Origin of the sequence: Moorena sp. SIO3I8, assembly GCF_010692325.1 — a bacterium.
In the GTDB taxonomy this organism is placed as follows: Bacteria; Cyanobacteriota; Cyanobacteriia; order Cyanobacteriales; family Coleofasciculaceae; genus Moorena.
Genome location: NZ_JAAHHW010000035.1, coordinates 40,997 through 60,361 on the forward strand (window position 1 = coordinate 40,997; position 19,365 = coordinate 60,361).

Annotated in this window: 19 protein-coding genes; 6 read left to right on the forward strand and 13 right to left on the reverse strand. The window is 42.5% G+C overall.

The window, feature by feature from the left end; genetic code table 11:
• Positions 1-66 precede the first annotated feature (66 nt).
• The 3 genes from F6K51_RS15725 to F6K51_RS15735 all read right to left on the reverse strand — a co-directional run bounded on the left by F6K51_RS15725 (position 67) and on the right by F6K51_RS15735 (position 3,011).
• On the reverse strand, positions 67-879 hold the full coding sequence (locus F6K51_RS15725) for a carbon-nitrogen hydrolase family protein (RefSeq protein ID WP_293021647.1): 813 nt from the start codon (positions 877-879) through the stop codon (positions 67-69).
• 243 nt (positions 880-1,122) lie between these two features.
• Complete coding sequence (locus F6K51_RS15730) at positions 1,123-1,557, reverse strand: universal stress protein (protein ID WP_293021649.1); 435 nt, start codon at positions 1,555-1,557, stop codon at positions 1,123-1,125.
• A 50-nt stretch (positions 1,558-1,607) separates the two neighbouring features.
• Positions 1,608-3,011, reverse strand: a complete 1,404-nt coding sequence (locus F6K51_RS15735; RefSeq protein WP_364304065.1) for an alanine/glycine:cation symporter family protein — start codon at positions 3,009-3,011, stop codon at positions 1,608-1,610.
• 361 nt (positions 3,012-3,372) lie between these two features.
• Between F6K51_RS15735 and rplU the strand changes: the two genes are divergently transcribed.
• Entirely contained in the window at positions 3,373-3,810 is a 438-nt protein-coding gene (gene rplU / locus F6K51_RS15740) for a 50S ribosomal protein L21 (protein ID WP_293021651.1), read from the forward strand.
• 362 nt (positions 3,811-4,172) lie between these two features.
• On the forward strand, positions 4,173-4,445 hold the full coding sequence (rpmA, locus tag F6K51_RS15745) for a 50S ribosomal protein L27 (RefSeq protein ID WP_070395797.1): 273 nt from the start codon (positions 4,173-4,175) through the stop codon (positions 4,443-4,445).
• Between the two features lie 179 nt (positions 4,446-4,624).
• Here the strand turns inward: rpmA and F6K51_RS15750 are convergent, their stop codons facing one another.
• From F6K51_RS15750 to F6K51_RS15765, 4 genes are all read right to left on the reverse strand, one after another.
• Positions 4,625-5,533 carry a CoB--CoM heterodisulfide reductase iron-sulfur subunit B family protein gene (locus F6K51_RS15750; RefSeq protein ID WP_075904680.1) on the reverse strand — a complete coding sequence of 303 codons (909 nt, stop codon included), beginning with the start codon at positions 5,531-5,533 and terminating at the stop codon, positions 4,625-4,627.
• An 82-nt stretch (positions 5,534-5,615) separates the two neighbouring features.
• Positions 5,616-6,362, reverse strand: coding sequence for a sulfotransferase family 2 domain-containing protein (locus F6K51_RS15755; protein ID WP_293021655.1), 747 nt, complete (start codon positions 6,360-6,362; stop codon positions 5,616-5,618).
• A gap of 184 nt (positions 6,363-6,546) precedes the next feature.
• A complete protein-coding gene (locus F6K51_RS15760; RefSeq protein WP_293021657.1) occupies positions 6,547-8,235 on the reverse strand; it encodes a glycosyltransferase family 39 protein in 1,689 nt (562 codons plus the stop codon).
• A 163-nt stretch (positions 8,236-8,398) separates the two neighbouring features.
• Entirely contained in the window at positions 8,399-9,598 is a 1,200-nt protein-coding gene (locus F6K51_RS15765) for a glycosyltransferase (RefSeq protein ID WP_293021659.1), read from the reverse strand.
• An 850-nt stretch (positions 9,599-10,448) separates the two neighbouring features.
• Between F6K51_RS15765 and F6K51_RS15770 the strand changes: the two genes are divergently transcribed.
• The 4 genes from F6K51_RS15770 to F6K51_RS15785 all read left to right on the forward strand — a co-directional run bounded on the left by F6K51_RS15770 (position 10,449) and on the right by F6K51_RS15785 (position 14,683).
• Positions 10,449-11,138 (forward strand): glycosyltransferase family 2 protein, encoded by a 690-nt coding sequence (locus F6K51_RS15770; protein ID WP_293021660.1) that lies wholly within the window; start codon positions 10,449-10,451, stop codon positions 11,136-11,138.
• A 354-nt stretch (positions 11,139-11,492) separates the two neighbouring features.
• A complete protein-coding gene (locus F6K51_RS15775) occupies positions 11,493-11,621 on the forward strand; it encodes a hypothetical protein (RefSeq protein ID WP_293021661.1) in 129 nt (42 codons plus the stop codon).
• Between the two features lie 6 nt (positions 11,622-11,627).
• The gene (locus F6K51_RS15780; RefSeq protein ID WP_293021663.1) at positions 11,628-13,640 is read left to right on the forward strand and encodes a hypothetical protein; all 2,013 of its coding nucleotides are present in this window, start codon (positions 11,628-11,630) and stop codon (positions 13,638-13,640) included.
• Between the two features lie 197 nt (positions 13,641-13,837).
• Positions 13,838-14,683, forward strand: coding sequence for a metallophosphoesterase (locus F6K51_RS15785; RefSeq protein WP_293021665.1), 846 nt, complete (start codon positions 13,838-13,840; stop codon positions 14,681-14,683).
• A gap of 131 nt (positions 14,684-14,814) precedes the next feature.
• On the opposite strand, the gene F6K51_RS15790 is transcribed toward F6K51_RS15785, so the two are convergent.
• From F6K51_RS15790 to F6K51_RS15815, 6 genes are all read right to left on the reverse strand, one after another.
• A complete protein-coding gene (locus tag F6K51_RS15790) occupies positions 14,815-14,979 on the reverse strand; it encodes a hypothetical protein (protein WP_293021667.1) in 165 nt (54 codons plus the stop codon).
• Positions 14,980-15,139: 160 nt separating this feature from the next.
• On the reverse strand, positions 15,140-15,559 hold the full coding sequence (locus F6K51_RS15795; protein ID WP_293021668.1) for a hypothetical protein: 420 nt from the start codon (positions 15,557-15,559) through the stop codon (positions 15,140-15,142).
• A 616-nt stretch (positions 15,560-16,175) separates the two neighbouring features.
• Positions 16,176-17,843 carry a CTP synthase gene (locus F6K51_RS15800; RefSeq protein ID WP_293021669.1) on the reverse strand — a complete coding sequence of 556 codons (1,668 nt, stop codon included), beginning with the start codon at positions 17,841-17,843 and terminating at the stop codon, positions 16,176-16,178.
• A gap of 287 nt (positions 17,844-18,130) precedes the next feature.
• On the reverse strand, positions 18,131-18,259 hold the full coding sequence (locus F6K51_RS15805; RefSeq protein WP_293021670.1) for a hypothetical protein: 129 nt from the start codon (positions 18,257-18,259) through the stop codon (positions 18,131-18,133).
• Positions 18,260-18,264: 5 nt separating this feature from the next.
• Complete coding sequence (locus F6K51_RS15810; RefSeq protein WP_075904719.1) at positions 18,265-18,471, reverse strand: hypothetical protein; 207 nt, start codon at positions 18,469-18,471, stop codon at positions 18,265-18,267.
• 121 nt (positions 18,472-18,592) lie between these two features.
• Positions 18,593-18,769, reverse strand: a complete 177-nt coding sequence (locus F6K51_RS15815) for a hypothetical protein (protein ID WP_293021672.1) — start codon at positions 18,767-18,769, stop codon at positions 18,593-18,595.
• Positions 18,770-19,365: the final 596 nt, after the last annotated feature.

Below are 19,365 nucleotides of genomic sequence, written 5' to 3' on the forward strand. Positions count from 1 at the left end.
GTTATGACCTGAGTTCGACATAACCAACTTGATCTAGAACTCAGGTTAATTAAGACTAAGAACTAATCAAACAAAGACTCTGTGTTCTAGACAAGGCATCTGTTGGCGGACTTGTTGGAGGCGGTTTGGGTCAATTTCTGCGATCGCAACTCCTGGTGTGTCTCCAGCATCTGCCAAGATTACCCCCCAAGGGTCTACTATCATCGCATGACCATGGGTGTAGCGCATGGCATAGTGACGACCAGTTTGAGCTGGCGCAATCACATAGCAGGTGTTTTCGATGGCTCTAGCTTGGAGCAGAACTTGCCAATGGTCTTTGCCAGTGTAGGCGGTGAAGGCAGCAGGCACAAACAATACATCCGCTCCATTCTGGGATAAGTGTCGGTAGAGTTCCGAGAATCGAACATCATAACAGACAGAGAGTCCCAAATTGCCGAATTCTGGGGACGGGTAGACCTTGGGTAGTTCAGTTCCAGCCTTAACTGTCTCTGATTCTCGATAGGTATTCCCATCAGGAAGGTTAACATCAAATAGATGAGCCTTATGGTAGCGAGCTAGTTCATTGCCACTCGAACCGATGAGTAGGGCTGTATTGTAGACTTTACTAGTACCCACTGGTACCGGAAAGCCACCACCAAGGATAGTGACTTGGAACCGTTGCGCCATAGTTTTGAGGAATTGTTCACTTTGCTCTGCGATCGCATCAGCGTGGGTAATTTTGTCTTGCTCTGTACCAAGAAAAGAAAAGTTTTCCGGTAAGCTGATCAGTTGAGCACCACGACGCACGGCTAGGTCGATCAGTTCTTCTGCCTGGACTAGGTTTTGTTCTAGGTCAGGGGAGCTAGTCATTTGAATGGCAGCTGCAAGATAGCACTTCATTATGATTCAAAGGTAGAGTTTTCAAGATAGAAACATATTAAGACAGATATTATACCGAGTTGCATTCAGTTGCATTCAAAGATAGTAGATTGCTTGGATAGGGAGATTGGGAGATTGGGAGATTGGGAGATTGGGAGATTGGGAGAACAGAAAGTTTTAGGTTGGACCGCAACTTGGTATTAAATTCATTTACTATATTTTCCCCAGAATGACCCAAACCAAATTAAAAAAATTTAATCACTGTCAGACTTCCCGTCGCAGCACAAGCACTGGACAGTGGGCAAATCGAACGACTCGCTCAGCTACTGACCCCAAAACAAATCGTTTCAGACCGGTGTAGCCATGAGATGGGATCACAATCAGATCAATGGCTTGTTCCCTGGCGTAGTCGATGATGTTTGAGGCAGGATTGCCAATGCTGATGTTGACATGGATTCCTTCGTATTGAGGTTCCTTGAATCTGTCAGAAAGTACCTTTTCCACATGGGATTTACGAGTCTGGCTATCTACTGTACGCCACATCACTCCCGGTTCAGCAGGGTTGAGAGGGGGGAGAACATGGATAACGTATATATGAGATGCATCCTTGACAAAGTCTATTGTTTTTTCTAAAGCCTCAAAGGAGGTTTCAGAAAAATCAATGGGTACAAGTACACGGTCGGTGGCAAATAAGCTCATAGATTATTGACTCCTATGGCTTCTTTAAAAATATTATAAATACTAATCTTCTAAGAAGATTGAGTTACGGGAACTATTTTCCCAGAATTCAAGCGATCCATATAGTCTTTAAGTTCAGTGGCTACTTTGCTACAGAGGAAATAGGCACCGAAAAGATTAGGTAAACCCATAGCATGAAGCATACTATCACTGAAATTAATGACTGCTTCTGGGTTAGCCACAGCTCCAATAAAGATGGTGATCAAAAATAATATTTTGTAGACAATCAAAGTTCTCGAACCAAACAAATAATCCCAACAGATTTCACCATAGTAACTCCATGAAATCATGGTAGAGAAAGCAAAAAAGAACACAGATATGGCAAGGAGGATGGGAAACCAACTAATGACACTACCAAAAGCAGCGGCGGTCATTTCGGCACCACCGAACTCAGCAAACTCAGAATTTTTGTATACTCCAGTGATGACTATTACTAAAGAAGTCATATTGCAGATGACCACAGTAACAATAAAAGGTTCGAGTAGGGCTATAATGCCTTCCCGCACTGGTTCCTCAGTCCTGGCAGCGGCGTGAGCAATGGCAGATGTACCAATACCTGCCTCATTAGTAAAGGTTGAACGCCTTAATCCCTGTACTAACACCCCAATCAAACCTCCCTCAACGGCTTGGGGAGACAAGGCTTCTGTCACAATAGTTTCGATTGCAGATGGGATGCTGGAAAAATTGACAATCAGAATCCAGAGGGATGTCAAAATGTAGATCCCACACATGACGGGTACGATGGTACCAGCCACTAAGCCAATACGTTGAATGCCACCAATAATCACCAATGTCACTAGGCCAACCATAATTAAGCCATAAACCCAGCCTCGATTAATCAGCCAGGGGACTACGCTGGCCATTACTTCAAAGGATTGGTTAGCTTGAAACATGCTTGAACCACCAAATGACCCAGCAATGGCAAAGATGCAGAATACGAGGCTCACAATTTTGCCGAGTTTTTGATATCCCATTTCCGCTAAACCAGCCGAGAGGTAATACATTGGACCACCAGCTATGGTTCCGTCTGGTCTGACCACTCGATATTTTTGAGCCAGGGTACATTCTACAAATTTACTGCTCATGGCCAATAACCCGGCAAGGGTCATCCATAACGCAGCTCCTGGTCCTCCGATACTGATGGCAAAAGCAACACCGCCAATGCTACCGAGTCCAACACCAGCGGATAGGGCAGTTGATAGAGCTTGAAAGGAAGAGATTTCACCGTTTTGGTTGGGTTGCTCGTATTTGCCTAAGGCTATATCAATGGCGTGTCGAAATCCCCAGATGTTGATGAAGTTCATCCGGAAGGTGAAGAATAGGCTACCACAGACTAGCCACAAGACAATCAGTGGCATACCACTGATGCTAAAGAAGAGTACATTAGATATGCCATTTAAGATTTGGTTAACAATACCGGTGAGGTGAGTTAGAACCGAGTTGTTTGCTGCTACAGCTAAAGTGGGTAAATTGAAAAAAATAGGATTTAGTGTCAACGTCTTTTAGCAATACTTCTTTACAAATTTACCAGGACTTACCAAAAACTGGACACCAAATCTAATCAGTAGTAAGGTTACCCTAGTGCTAGATTTGCTGTCAAGATTCACGGTTATGGTCTTGACAAAGACTAACTAATCAAAGATAATAATAGATTACGTGTCGATTCCTGCTCGGATCAGGTGAAGGCATAACAAAAGCTGGCACAAGCAAGAAATCCTATCCATCGGAACAAACACTAACCAGCTACCTGTACGGCAACTCTAGAAAAACAAATCCATGACCTACGCAATTATCGAAACTGGTGGCAAGCAACTGCGAGTCGAACCGGGTCGCTTTTACGACATCGAATTACTGCACGTTGAACCAGAGCAAAATGTCACCATCGACAAAGTCCTGTTCGTTAATCATGATGGTGAAATCAGCATCGGTCAGCCCTTAGTTGAAGGAGCAACCGTACAAGGAACGGTGATGCGACACTTTCGCGATCGCAAAATCATCGTCTACAAAATGCAGCCCAAGAAGAAAACCCGTAAGAAGCGGGGACACAGACAGGAAAAAACCCGTCTGATGATTGATGCTATTAGTATGAATGGTTCTGTGCTCGCCTCGGTGTCCAAAGCAGAGGAAACACCAGTCTCAGCAGAAACTGCCCCTGAAGCAGCAGCAACTGAAGCACCGGCAACTCAGGAAACGGCTGAAACTGCTCCGGAATAGTTAATCCGGAATAGTTTAGATGATGGGTAAGGATGCTTGGATCAGCTCCCCAGTGGAAACCCCCTATGCCATAGCGGTAGGGATGGAAACTAATATGGAAACTAATTAGGGCGTGTTTTCAAAGTTTTCCGCAAGATTTAGATCCCCCCCAGCCCCCCTTAAAAAAGGGGGGAGCCATAGTCAAAGTCCCCCTTTTTTAAGGGGGACCAACGGGGGATCTCCGAGGCAAGAAGACACACCCTAGGAGCGTGATTCCCATCCTCTGCAGTTTGATAGGTATGTTATTTTTATCTTTCAGACCTGTGGATAGGGCAAAATTCCCTCAAAATTCCCGTACAAACACTGAAATATAAAGGAACATTATGGCTCATAAGAAAGGAACAGGAAGTACTCGTAACGGTCGTGACTCTAATTCCAAACGCCTAGGGGTCAAGCGCTACGGTGGTCAGTTTGTCAAGGCTGGCAACATTTTGGTACGTCAGCGAGGTACTAAGTTTCACCCTGGTACCAATGTTGGTCGCGGTGGTGATGACACCCTATTTGCAATAGCTGATGGCATAGTCACTTTTGAAAGAAGGGGTAAAAGCCAAAAAAAAGTCAGCGTTTACCCGGTTGAAACCGAAGCATCAGCTTAGATACAACGGTTTATAGTTGAGACTGAAATCCCTCCATCAGCAGTTGGCTGCTGTTGATGGTAACTGATGAGGCACCCCCTCGGGGGTGCTTTTCTGTCTGGCAAAGACAAAAGCTAATGGGTAATGGGTAATCGTTAACTACCAATTACCCATTACCCGATAAGGGAGATGATAACTAGTCAAGTATGCCCCAACTTCTTTAGTACAGGTGCGGTCGAAACCACGTGCCGTTCTAAACCCAGTTGCTTCGGACTAACCCCTAGGGCTAGGGCAACTAACTGGGGTAAATGCAATACTGGTAACCTTAATTGACGCCCAATCACCTTTTCTACCTCCGGTTGACGGGAATCCAGATTAAGATGACACAACGGACAAGGGGTCACCATGCAGTCCGCACCAGCATCCAAGGCTTCTTGAATATGGCTCCCTGCCATCTTGAAGGATTGTTCTGTGGCATAACTAGAAATTGGCCAACCACAACATTGAGTACGACCTCGGTAATATACAGGTGTTGCTCCTACGGTGCGAAATACAGTTTCCATGGATTCTGGATGCACTGGGTCATCGTAGGGGATGGATGTCTGAGCTCGCAGCAAATAACAACCATAGAATGCAGCACATTTGAGTCCAGTGAGCTTGCGACTGACCTGTGCTGCTAGGGCTTCCATGCCGTAATCTGCCACCAATGCCCACAGTAAATGCTTGACTTCCGTAGTGCCTTTGTAAGGAGAACAGCCTTCTTTTTTCAGCAAGCCATTCACTTTTTGCACATAAGTGGTATCGGTCTGTTGGAATTCCTTTAAACGTTCATCTACATGACCAATTACTCCCTGACAGGTGCTGCAATGGGTTAACAGGGGTAGATTCAGCTCCTCAGCTAGGGCGATGTTGCGAGCGTTAACAGTGTCTTCTAGGAGTTGGGAATCTTCTTTGAAGGTTCCAGAACCACAACAAGCAGCTTTTTTCAACTCAATCAGTTCAATCCCTAGCGCTTGGGTTAAAGCTGACGTAGATTGGTATAGTTCTCCACAGGCTCCTTGAGCAACACAGCCGGGGAAATAGGCATATTTGAGCGTAGCAGATGGCATAGTAATTTATACTTAATCGCCTTAAAACGGTTAGAGATCAGCTCAAGGGTAACAGCTCATGGCCTAAGCGCTACTAGCTTGTTCAAAATTCGTAACCGTAGCGCTTTATTTCTTCGTCAAAAATGTACTGCACAATTTTTTGCGATCGCTCATTATAGTAATCTCGATAGTCTGTCTTTCTTTCTTCGGTTTTGTTGATCACTGGTATTTCGACTTTGAAGGGCACTCCAGCTTTATCCAGGACTCTGTCAAAATCATCCTGAAGGGTTTCAAAACGCATCACAGTATCCATACCTTTGGTATAGCTTCCATAGAGTGTATACGGTTCAGCTGGAAGACCTACAAACTGTTTAAGTCGGTTTCGATTAGTATTCCGAACCAGGGATTGAACGGTTCGTTTCAGTCCATTGCCGTAAATAGAGCCATAGTGTTTCTCAATCCAATCATTAAATGAATGGGTTTTGCAAAATTCCATGTCTTCTATATAACCCGGTAGACGGTGAACCCATGACGTGGAGTCAGCGATAAAGTGTTGGTATTTTGAGGCTCTTTTTACATAGTCGGAAGCTAGACTGTCAAAGGGGTTGCGAATACAACTAAATTTTAGATAAGATGCTGCTTCTTCCTCTGTCAAAAGATTCCGTCTGAACATCTCTCGTAGAGAATGATGTCTTCTGTGCATCAAAAATTTTCCGTTGGCGTCTAGGATGTCTTGGGGGGGGACTAGTTCGCCTTCTAGCTTTTTTTCCAGGACATCTTCTACTGCTGTGCAACCAGTTCGCGGTGCCATCAGGTAGAGTAAGCCGTATTTACGGCAAATCATTGCCATGAGCAAGCTCCTGTTATTCTAGGGTTATTATAAACAAGACTTACGCCGCAAACCCAGTTTTTTAACCTAACTACACCGATTTCAGCCTTTGATTTATCACCAAAAACTGGGTTTTAAAGGTCGTAGTGCGTAAGTGCTAATCGATACGAAGTTGGTTGGTAAAGCTGTTTATGGCTTTACTAGTTTATTCTTTTACTAGTTTCCACAGAAACGTTTTAATTTCGTAAGTTGGTTCAAGTTTATGGTTCCATTTGCCAATAATTTCTGATTTATAGTTGTATTGTTTCTCGATTTTTTGTCGCAACTCCCTAGATGGATTATATAAAAATACATCACTGAATTCATCGGTATTTTTGGGGATAATTAACTGTTTGCTTTTTTCGCCATTAGGCATCTTTACGGATTTCTGGCTTAACCAGGAAAACTTGACTTTGGGGTCAAGAAGATAAGATAGCGATATCACTTCCATACTTTTTGTCAGCAAGAGGGGTTGCTCAGCCTGGTTAATAATTGCTGCTACCTGGGTATGGTTAGCACTAGTATACTTGTTCCACCAAAATTCCGCTTGAGAACTGATCACACAGGATAGAATTCCACCAGACAGTAGCAAAATCATTCCGAGTCGCCATAGCTTCTGTTGCCATACTCCCTGAAAAATGCTAGTTACTTTGTTAGTTATTTTGTTAGTAAATAGGTAAGCAACTGCTAGCTGAATACCAAGATAACAGGGAATTAGATAGCGAGTTACACTAGAACGCTTGCCTCCGGAAATTAGATCCGGTAGCACTAGGGCTAAGGCGGTAACTCCAATTAATGTCAAGATGAATAGACTAACTCGTTTGGGACTATGACGACAGAGAAAGTAAATGGCATAGCCGACTAGGATTAAGATTATTACAGAGACCAGTACGCTGGGGAAATTTAAGCCTTGGTTGAGATCAAAGAAACTCCGATTAATATTAATCAGCCAGGTTTGGGCTAATGATGATAAAGGAACTTCTTTGAGTGCCCATTTGGTTTTGCTGGATACCTTAGAAAGGTTACTGTTAGAAACCAGTAACCAAGGTACAAATACCATCAAAGCCATTAACGATGATAGCCCATAGTAAACAAGACGTTTACTGAAGCGGAACCTTTCTGTTACCAGTACATAGATGCCATGGCTGATGGCTACTAAGATAGAAAATAAAAAGGTATAAAATCCTGTCACTAACGTGAGGGCGTAAATTCCCCAGGTAGAGATAAAGTGTAGGATGTCTTTAATCTTACTGGTGGTGTTTCTTGGTTTAGTTAACCGTATTGCCCGTAACAGTGCTGCACTTGATAGCAAAATCGTTACGCTCCATAAGCCATACTGTCTTGCTGCTTGGGCATACAAAACCTGAAAGGGAGAAACGGCAACTAAGGCCATAGCTACCCATCCCACCAAGGACGACTCGAATAATTCTTGACATAACCAATAGATAGCAGGAAACATCAGCAAGCTGATCAGAGCTGAAAAACTTCTCCTCACTGCTACTGAATTCCCAAATAACTGCGCCCAAAATCGCGCCATTACGTAATATAATGGGGGATGTTGAGGTTCTTCAAACGCTAATCCCTTAATCGTACCAATCAGATTTTTTTCCGGATTTGTCTGCTGATACTTATGTAAGTCTTTAATAGCGATCGCATCCCCCTTGGAAATTTCTGGGATCATCTCTGACAATCGATAACCAGAAATCCTTAGGGAGGTAAATGTTTCATCAATCCAGTATATTTTTTGGTCAAGATTGACGAATCTAAACACTATCCCTAGCATCAACAGGATAACAATTAAAACCCCTAACCAAGTTGATGTAAATCTACGACTTTTATGCAATTTGTTTACCATAGAGGTTTACCATAGATGATATTGATTGTTATGTAGTACATTCAATTTTATTACCCCTACTCCCTACTCCCTACTCCCTACTCCCTACTCCCTACTCCCTAAAACCCTTTGCTGTTGACGGTCAACAGTCAACGGTCAACAGTCAACAGTCAAGCGGTTATCGTTATTTTTGGGTCACTCGCCAGTTGAGCTTTAGATTAATCCAGAAATTCCAGAAAGTAACTGCTGCGATCGCAATAGCATTTGCAATCAGATAGTTAATTCCCAGGAGATTAAACAACAGATTCAACAACAGCACATTCAGGCACAAACCGATCAAACAGACAAGGTTGAACTTCAAAAACCGTTTCAAGCGCTTACCCCATCCCCACTGCTGACTGGCTATATCCCTAAATGTCCAGGCATCATTCCAAATAAAGTTATTCATAATGGCCGCTTCAGCAGCAATAATTTTACTGCGGGTGAGTCCCCAACCCAAAGTAGCAGGGTCATGGAGTAAGTAAAGCACAGTCATATCCACAAATACGCCACTGAATCCCACTAAGCCAAAACGAATAAACCGCTTTAAAGGGAAGGGAATGTGTTTTCTAAGTTGACCAATGGTTCCGAGAGAAAACCTTAACCGGAGTAAGTGTCTAATATAGTCTACATACTGTTTCCAGGTAACTTTGCTCTCTCCTGAGAGTCTCTCTTGAAATACATAGCCAACTTCTGCAATCCGGCCAATTTTTCCCCTAGCTAGCACTTCAATTAGAATCTTGTACCCTAGAGGATTGAGGTCTTTTTCATGAATGGCACTACGGCGTACCATAAAATAACCGCTCATCGGGTCAGAGACACGACCGATAACCTCTGGTAAAATCGATAATCCTAAAAGTTGAGCACCTCTGGATAAGAAACGCCTGACTACACTCCAATCACTAACACCTCCATCGTCTACATGACGACTGGCAATGGCTATATCGGCTCCATCCTCCATTGCTAGCAAAAGTTTTAATAATATCTCTGGTGGATGCTGTAAATCCCCATCAATTACCCCCAAAATTTTTCCAGTACCTGCTTTCCAGCCGTGAATAACTGCTGTAGATAACCCCCTTTCATGCTGACGGCGAATTACCTGTAACTGTGGATAGTCCGACATCAGAGCCTGGGCGATTTCCCAGGTACGATCGGGACTATCGTCATCTACTACAATCAGTTCGTATTGGTTTGGTATTGCTTCATCGAGCAAATTGCTCAGGATTCTAATTAGCTCCCCGATGTTTCTACTCTCGTTATAGGTGGGAATCACCAAGGATAAGGAAGAATCACCAAGGTCAGATTCTTCTGGTTTTGTGTAGTCATTACTGGTATCCAAAGACATACTCTTTTGGTTGATGGGATTTTTTTTGGTTAATGGTGTTAGATGTTAGCTGTTAGGTTTTGGGTTAATGGTGTTAGTACTTAATGTCTAGCGCGCCTAATACCTAGTGCTATCAAGCCTATGGCATTAGTCATTAGTTTAGTGATTAGTCATTAGTTATCAGTCATTAGTCAAAATACGTAAGCATTCAGCTATCAGCTATCAGCTATCAGCTATCAGACCAATTAAAGTAGGGTGGGCAAAGTAGTATAATCTAGAATACTCACCCATAAGCAAACTGTTTTTGCCCACCCTACAAGCTATCAGCTATCAGTGCTATCAGACCAATTAAAGTAGGGTGGGCAAAGTAGTATAATCTAGAATACTCACCCATAAGCAAACTGTTTTTGCCCACCCTACAAGCTATCAGCCAAAGTATGACGGCTGACCGCTGACGGCACCTCAAGCAGCGTGCGCGTAGCGCATATGCTTACCAAAATACTAATGAGTAATGAGCAACGACTCCCCAATCAGGCTTGAGCGTAATGGTTTAGTAGTTGCTCTATTTAGTTGATCTATTTATAATCCTACAGTAGAATTATACTAATTTATTCAGGGTGTCAAGTAGTCAACCTCAAACCTGTCTATCAATCCTGGTCTTGCCCTGAATTTGAGGGTTCAATCCCATCTAATCACGGGGAAACTTCCCATAACTTTATGTAACTAACGTTATGTAAAGATTTCGTGATGTGTTTAGTGCCTCAAACTCTCTAGTTAACCAAAGGCTAGGGGAATTAGGCGGGGATTATGTAAAGATTATGTAAATTTTTAAGCTAATCAAATTATTTGCTTATTATTAAGGTTTAAGCTTATGAAGCTAAGTGTTGTAATACCCTGTTTTAACGAAGTCAACACAATTGCCAATGTTATTGACGCTGTCAAAGCATCTGCGGTTAAAGAGTGCGAAATTATTGTTGTCGATGACTACTCAACCGATGGCACTAGAGAGATTTTAGAGTCATCACTGGAATCCCAAATTGACCATGTTGTCTATCATCACAAGAATCGGGGTAAAGGAGCTGCGTTACGGACTGGGTTTGGCTTGGCTACTGGAGATATCGTAATCGTTCAAGATGCTGATTTAGAGTACGATCCCCAGGAATATCCCTTGTTAATGCAGCCGATTATTGATGGCAAAGCGGATGTGGTTTATGGCTCCCGTTTCGCTGGCGGTGGTCCCCATCGGGTAGTGTATTACTGGCATATGGTGGGCAATAAATTTTTAACCATGCTCTCCAATATGTTTACCAATATTAACCTTACCGATATGGAAACCTGCTATAAGGCATTCCGGCGTGAAATTATCCAATCTATCAAAATCGAAGAATCTCGGTTTGGCTTTGAACCGGAAATTACTGCTAAGGTTGCCAAAAAGAAATGCCGCATCTATGAAGTAGGAATATCTTACTATGGTCGCACTTACGAAGAAGGGAAAAAAATTGGCTGGAGGGATGGGTTTCGGGCAATATTCTGTATCTTAAAATACAATCTTTTTCATTAGGAAGTAGTTAAAAAATAACTTATCGGTTTTTAGCGTCTCGGGTGGCCAAAAACAGTTTGGTTGTAAGGTAAGCATTCAGCCGTCAGCTATCAGCTTAAGCGCTACTTGAGATGCTACTTGAGGTGCTATCAGCTAGCAGCTAATGGGCTACGCGCATTAGCTGAATGCTTACTAATCACTTACCAAATAGTCCCTGGATTTTTGGGTTACGGTAATGGATAATAGGAAATTGTCAAGTACCCATTACCCCAGAAGAGATAGGATAAGTAGTCCACCAGATTTGATATTACTCCCTTAATTAAATTACTATAAATTAACAATAAATTAATTAACTATAGCAATCCTAAATGAATTGTGATAATTTTTGATCCCATATTCCCTACTCCCTACTCCCTACTCCCTACTCCCTACTCCCTACTCCCTACTCCCTACTCCCTACTCCCTACTCCCTACTCCCTACTCCCTATTCCCTATTCCCTTTGAATAACTATGTTGGCTTTGCTCCCTCTGATTACCTTCACTGTTTTATTTCTCTTCATCTATCGTTACAATTATTGCTGGCGTAGTTCCCTATTGTGGGCAGCTATTACTTGGGGAGTCTTATTAACCTTTATTACTGAAGTTTTAAGTTTATTTAAGTTAATTACTTGGGGTTGGATCGCGGGAATCTGGGGTTTACTGAGTCTGACGTTGATTTTTGCCTACTTTCGGACTGTTAAACCAGGACGAGTCACCCTCACCCAAGATTCACAACATGGGATTGGGCAAAATGGGATTGGGCAAAGCTCACCCTCCACAAACGGGCAAAACCCAAGGGATAGGAATGACCAAATCTCTGGTTTTTTACTGGTCTTACTTGGAGGTATAGGATTTCTGGTCGCTATCGTAGGCTTAACTGCTATCGTTGCGCCTCCCAACACCTGGGATTCCATGACTTACCACATGAGTCGTGTGCTTCATTGGATGCAGCATCACAGTGTTGCCCATTATCCTACCCATATTCCCAGACAGCTTTACCAAAACCCTTGGGCTGAATTTACGATCATGCATTTTCAACTCCTGAGTGGGGGCGATCGCTTAGCTAATCTTGTCCAATGGTTCAGTATGATTGGTAGCGTGATTGGGGTATCTCTGATTGCTCAACAACTGGGAGCGACTATACGAGGACAGATTTTTGCTGCTGTCGTCGCTGCGACTATTCCGATGGGAATCCTACAAGGGTCAAGTACCCAGAATGATTATGTGGTTTCGTTCTGGGTGATTTGTTTGGCTTACTTTATTATTTTGACTCTCAAATCCAGAGTTAGCTGGATTAATATAGTAGGGGTTGGTGCTACCATGGGCATGGCTATTGTGACGAAAGCAACAGCCTATATTTATACATTCCCCTTATTTATCTGGTTTTCACTGATCATGATTAAGCGCCTAGGTTGGCGATGGTGGAAGCCAATTTTAGCGGTAGGGATTATTGTTATTTCAATTAATCTTGGTCACTATATCCGTAACTTCGACTTGTATGGCACTCCAATTGCTACGGCGTCAGAAGAACTACGATATACTAATGAAATTTTTACAACGTCAGTGTTAGTCTCCAATATTTTGAGAAATATTGGTCTTCACCTGGGAACACCGATTGGGATTATTAATGCTATCTCCAATAAGATAATTAATTTATTCCATCTGGTTTTAAGTGTAGATATTAGTGACCCCCGCACCACCTATACCGGAAAGTTTGGGATTCCTGGTGGCTTATCAACTCTGGGAATTAATGCTACAGAAAACAACACCAGCAACACCCTTCATCTAGTTTTAATTGTTTTCTCTATCATCGCTTGTTTCATCCAACGACAGGGTCGAAAGCAACGCTATATACTCAGTTATCTTGCTGTTATTATTAGCATATTTATACTATTTTGTTTCCTGTTGAAATGGCAATGGTGGAACAGTCGGCTTCATTTACCAATTTTCTTACTTTTTTCTGCAGTAGTCGGAATAGTATTGTCCCAAATTAAGCTACGTCAAGTTGCCAATGTTATAGCAGTGGTTCTGATCATCACATCATTACCATGGGCATTATCTGGTAGAGAACGACCTCTTGTCGGCGCTAACAGTATTTTAAACACTAGCCGTACTGAGCAATATTTTAACAGTAGGTCTCGAATCAGATTAGGTTACCTCGGTGCTATTGATGTTTTGAAAAGTAATAAATGTACAGATATTGGCATGTATTTAGGTGACAATGACTGGGAATACCCATTATGGATACTGTTACAACAACAGACTGATTCACCAGTGATAATTGAACATATAAATGTTAAGAATGCATCAGCCAGTAAGTCTGAACTTTCCACCAACAATAGCAAATTTATTCCTTGTGCAATTTTTTCAACTAAACCTGAACCTGATCAAACTAACCAAGGCGAGCAGATAACTTACCAAAATAGAAGTTATACCCAAGGCTGGTCAAAAGACAAGGTCAAAATTTTCCTTAGTCAAAAATAATCCTGATTTTCTCCGTAATTCTAAATTAGATTTTAAGCTATCAGCCGTCAGCCGTCAGCCGTCAGCCGTCAGCGGTCAGCCGTCAGCGGTCAGCCGTCAGCCTTAGCTGATAGCTGATAACTGATAGCTGATAGCTGATAGCTTAATTCATCTAGTTGATAGTAGTATGGCTGAGCTATGCTGGAAGCAAGTGTTTAATGACCCTCTTGATTAGCTGGATGAATTGGATATTTTCAGAACCCTTAAGGGTAGAAAAAATCACAGTTGCGATCGCGGATTTACCTACGTCATTGCGAGGCACAAAACTTGTACAACTATCCGATTTACATTATGATCGACAGCAGTTACCAGGAAATATCTTAGCTGACGCTATTGAAGCCGCTAATCAAGCTGAACCTGATCTAGTCGTCTTAACTGGCGACTACGTAACCAATAGCCCGACTCCTATTTATCTACTAGCGCGGCGATTGAAGTACCTGGAAAGTCGCCATGGAATCTATGCTATACTGGGTAACCATGATTTAGCCTGGCGTCATTCAAAAGCAACAATTACTCAGGCTCTAACTAAGATTGGTGTGAAGGTGTTGTGGAATGCGATCGCTTATCCGTTTGGAGCACAATTACCTCTAGTAGGACTTGCTGATTTTTGGTCTGGTGATTTCAATCCTGGTCCAGTGCTCAATCAACTTGACCCCAAAACACCCCGGATTGTCTTATCCCACAACCCTGATACTGCGGAGATATTACAGCGTTGGCGAGTGGATTTGCAGTTGTCTGGTCATACCCATGGTGGTCAGATTGTGATTCCAGGAATCGGACCTGCGCCAGCATTTTTGAAAACTATCCGGAAGTATATTCCTAGATCTGTGCAGCCCTGGATACCCTATTTGAAAGTATGTTCAAAAGTAACTAACCATTGGGAATGGTCCGAGGGTCTACATCGGATCGGTAGAAACCAGTTATATACTAATCGTGGTTTAGGAACTTATTGGCCAGGTCGTCTATTTTGTCCACCAGAAGTTACAGTAATTACGTTGAATTAAGAATGTAGAATTAAGAATTAAGAATGTAGAATTAAGAATGTAGAATTAAGAATTAAGAATGTAGAATGGGGAATTAGGTAAGCATTCAGCTGTGAGCCTAAAGCTCACGCTGCGCGAAGAGCTTATTTTATTCAAAAGCACCTCAAGTAGCGATGCAGAGGTGCGACCCGTGGCGAATTTAATTCGCCTACGGAAAACGCACCATTACGGTCTTGGGGGTTCCCCCCATGAGCGACTGCATCAAGACAGCGTGCCCGTAGTGCATAAGTTGATAACTGTCTGTTCGCGTAGGGCATTAGCTGATAGCTGAATACTTACGGAATTGCCAATTCTCAATTCTCAATTCTCAATTCTCAATTCTCAATTCTTAATTCTTAATTCCCAATTCTTAATTCTCAATTCTCAATTCTCAATTCTCAATTCTTAATTCTTAATTTTTAATTCTTAATTCTATAATTACGTTAGTAGGTAGCCAGTTTTTTGTTCAATGTAGTCTATTATCTTATGATAAATTTCTGGATATTTTTGTTCGCTAATAATGATGGGCATGGAACTGTCAGGTAACCAAAAGGTTAATCTCTGATTTGGGTAGTGACAAAAACTACTGATTTTGTTGAGGTCAAGGATATAATCATGACGCTCGTAATTGAATGTAATCCAAAAACCTGAAGGTGATCGTGCTGATAACTTTTGAATGTAGTTGACCACTCGTTGATAACCGTCTGGGTCATTTTGACGGTTGACAATAATGGGGATAGTACTATCGGGTAACCAGAAGGTTATTTTTCCGTTGGGACCATGGGTGAATGTACTAAGTCGGTCCAGATCAATGACATATTCTCGATGATCGTAATTAACTTTTATCCAGTAACTCACAAAACCTCCTTATTGAAATAATGGGTTGGTAATACTAGCAATTACCAATTCGATGGCCAAAGGCCAAGCTACGCGAACGATTCGAGTTAATCACTTTAGCAAAGGGAACAGGGAACAGGGAATAGGGAACAGGGAACAAAAATTATCACAATTCATTTAGGATTGCTCTTCTTATTGAGATTACTGGTTACTTGTTGTTAATTAACACTGGTTACTGGTTACTAGTTATTTATTAAAGGATAAATAGTTAACCAGGATAAGAAAAATTTAGAATTTAGAATTTAGAATTTAGAATTGGATTCTTAATTCTTAATTCTTAATTATTCATTCTTAATTCTTAATTATTCATTCTTAATTATTCATTCTTAATTCTTAATTATTAATTCTTCATTCTCTTAAGACTGTCCCTGAATTGAGCGAAAGTTGGAAGCCCCAACCGACACGAAGTAGATTGGGGTACTTCACTTTTGCCTAGGGGCTGATCAAGCTAAGTCATATTTCAGGGCTTTATTCCTCAGAGCCGGATAATTTCTGTGGAATCATGTTTTGATCGAGGGTAATTATCCGGCATGATGTCATTAATACCCTAATCTGCGACATTTGTGACATCACATACTCAAGAGCTTACTTCCGCAACGGATTGCTGGTTTTGGCTAGTACTGCCGTTAGTACTAGACTGTTTAACCTGTCCTTTGTCAATGGTAGCTTGCACAAATCCTACAAACAATGGATGGGGATGACTGGGACGGGAGCTAAATTCTGGGTGGAACTGAGTGGCAATAAAGAAGGGGTGTTGTTTCAATTCAATCATTTCCACGAGGCGACCATCGGGAGAAGTACCACTAATGACATAACCTGTTTCTAAAAATAGGTTGCGATAAGCATTATTAAATTCATACCGGTGGCGGTGGCGCTCATAAATGACTTCTTCTTGGTAGAGGGAAGATGCTAGAGTATTAGGTGCTATACGGCATGGGTATAGCCCTAAACGCATGGTACCGCCTAAATCCACTACATCTTGTTGCTCTGGCAATAGATGAATGACGGGATTCTTGATATCAGTGAAAAACTCGGCACTATGGGCATCTTCTAAGAGGGCTATGTGCTTTGCCCATTCAACTACAGAACACTGCATCCCTAAACATAAGCCCAGCAAGGGAATCTGATTTTCCCTAGCATACCGAATTGCCTCAATTTTGCCATCTACTCCCCGAATCCCAAAGCCTCCAGGAATAAGGATACCGTTAAAACCGTTTAGGAAGGGTTCAGGACCGTAAGCTTCTACATCCTCAGCACTAACCCAGTGTATTTTGATTTTGGTATCTTTTGCGATCGCAGCATGCTCCAAAGCTTCCACAACGGATAGATAGGCATCGGTTAGTTTGATATACTTACCAACAATGGCAATTTCAAGGTGGTGAGTGGGATGATGCAGACGCTCAACTAACCTCTGCCACTGGGTTAAATCTGGTTCCCGTTGCTCCATCTGGAATAACTCTAGGGTTTGCTGGGCCAGTCCTTCTTTTTCTAGCATTAGGGGGACTTCGTAGATACTGCTGGCGTCCTGTGCAGAAATAACTGACTCTACTGGTACATCACAGAATGCTGATATTTTATCTTTTAATCCGGGTGGCAAAGCGCGATCGCATCGGCAAATTAAAATATCTGGTTGAATCCCGATAGCACGCAATTCCTTTACGGAGTGCTGGGTTGGCTTGGTTTTTATTTCTCCAGCCGCAGGAATCCAAGGTAATAGGGTCAGGTGCATATAAAGTACGTTATTGCGCCCGACATCTTTACGGAATTGACGAATTGCTTCCAAAAACGGTAGGGATTCAATATCCCCCAATGTGCCACCAATTTCTGTAATCACTACATCAGGATTGGAATTTTTGGCAACTCGATGAATGCGCTGTTTTATTTCATTGGTAATGTGGGGAATCACCTGCACTGTGCCCCCCTGGTAATCACCGCGACGTTCTTTATTGATTACGGCTTGATAAATCGAGCCAGTGGTGACACTGTTGAGGCGAGAGACGGAGGTATCGGTGAAGCGTTCATAGTGACCTAAATCTAAATCTGTCTCAGCACCGTCTGATGTTACGAACACTTCTCCATGTTGGTAGGGACTCATGGTGCCCGGATCTACGTTAATATAGGGGTCTAGTTTAAGAATGGAAACGGAATAGTTCCGGGATTTGAGTAAACGTCCCAAGCTAGCAGCAACAATCCCCTTGCCAATACTGGATACAACGCCTCCAGTAATAAAGACAAACTTAGTCATAATAGTATTAATATAGTAGCGCGATAGAGATTTATCTGGTTCATTGTGCCATACTACACCAGAGTTGTTTGCTGCTGCTAAGCTATCAGTAATCAGCTATTAGCAATCAGCAATCAGCAATCAGTAATCAGCTATTAGCAATCAGCAATCATTAATCAGTAATCAGCAATCAGGAATCAGCAATCAGCAATTAGCAATCAGTAATCAGTAATCAGTAATCAGCTTATGGGTTAACTCACAGCGTCGAAGCCTGTGCCACGCGCTACCCGAACAGCTTATGGCTTAACTCACAGCGTCGAAGCCTGTGCCACGCTGACCGCTGACCGCTGACCGCTGACCGCTGACCGCTGACCGCTGACTGCTGACCACTGACCGCTGACTGCTGACCACTGACGGCTGACGGCTGATCGATGCACAACCCCTAGGATTCCTCATCCATTGGATTACCGAGGTCTAGATTACCGACATCAAAAACAATTATAAATTCGGCATCAGGCATTAATCGTTTCAGGGCCCATAAATGTCCCTCTGCATCCGACCGGTTTCGGAAGCGAGCAACGACTATCCGCTGCATTTCGGGTAACAGCCTAATGACCACCCACGGGTGAAGGCGTTCAGAATAACTCATAATCAAACTATCTCCTTGTGTAAGGGAGCCAGAGCTAGCCCGTGGATATTGCACTCTCGTTGGGCTAGCTCTTGACTCCGGGCGTCTCAGCGCCCACTTTTATATTATAGCATAAAAAAACTTATATTATAACATATTTGGAAAAGTTTTGTAAAAAACTGGTAGGGAATAGGGAATAGGGAGTAGGGAGTAGGGAGTAGGGAGTAGGGAACAGGGAACAGGGAACAGGGAATAGGGAATAGGGAAAAAATCCTGTGTACCTTGATAGCTTATAGTTATGAAAAACGCTGTATAGCATTTATAAATAGGTCATAAACAATAGACTTCGCGGCAGTTGTTGGGAACAGGGAATAGGGAACAGGGAACAGTGGACAAGAATTGACGTAAACACTATCATAAAAATACTTTTGCAAGAGGTCTAATCTGGCTAATTTCTCATAACATCAAAAACCCTTCGGAGCTTATTGATACAGTCGCTAATGAGGGGACACCCAAGACCTCGCTGCATGGCTCTTTCCTACGATTCCCGATTCCCGATTCCCGATTCCCGATTCCCGATTCCCGATTCCCGATTCCCTGCCCCCTAAAACATTGAAAAACTACTTTACTTATTGCTATGGGTCTATTATTCTGTTTATTAGCTACTTTATCCACTTCAATCATCCTTGGATACGTTAATCCTGTCAGTGGGCAAAGTGCATTTACAGCAATTTTCGCCCCCCTAGCCCCCCAACTTTGGGGGGAAATTGAGTTAAAGTCCCCCATAATTGATACGGCTGGCGAAATTAATATTTGTTTACAAAAGGATGAGCAGATGTGGAAAAGATCCTTTGTTCGTAGTTGGTTTGGGAGTTACAGTTGAAACAATTGTATCAGTTATCAAACTGAGGAGTT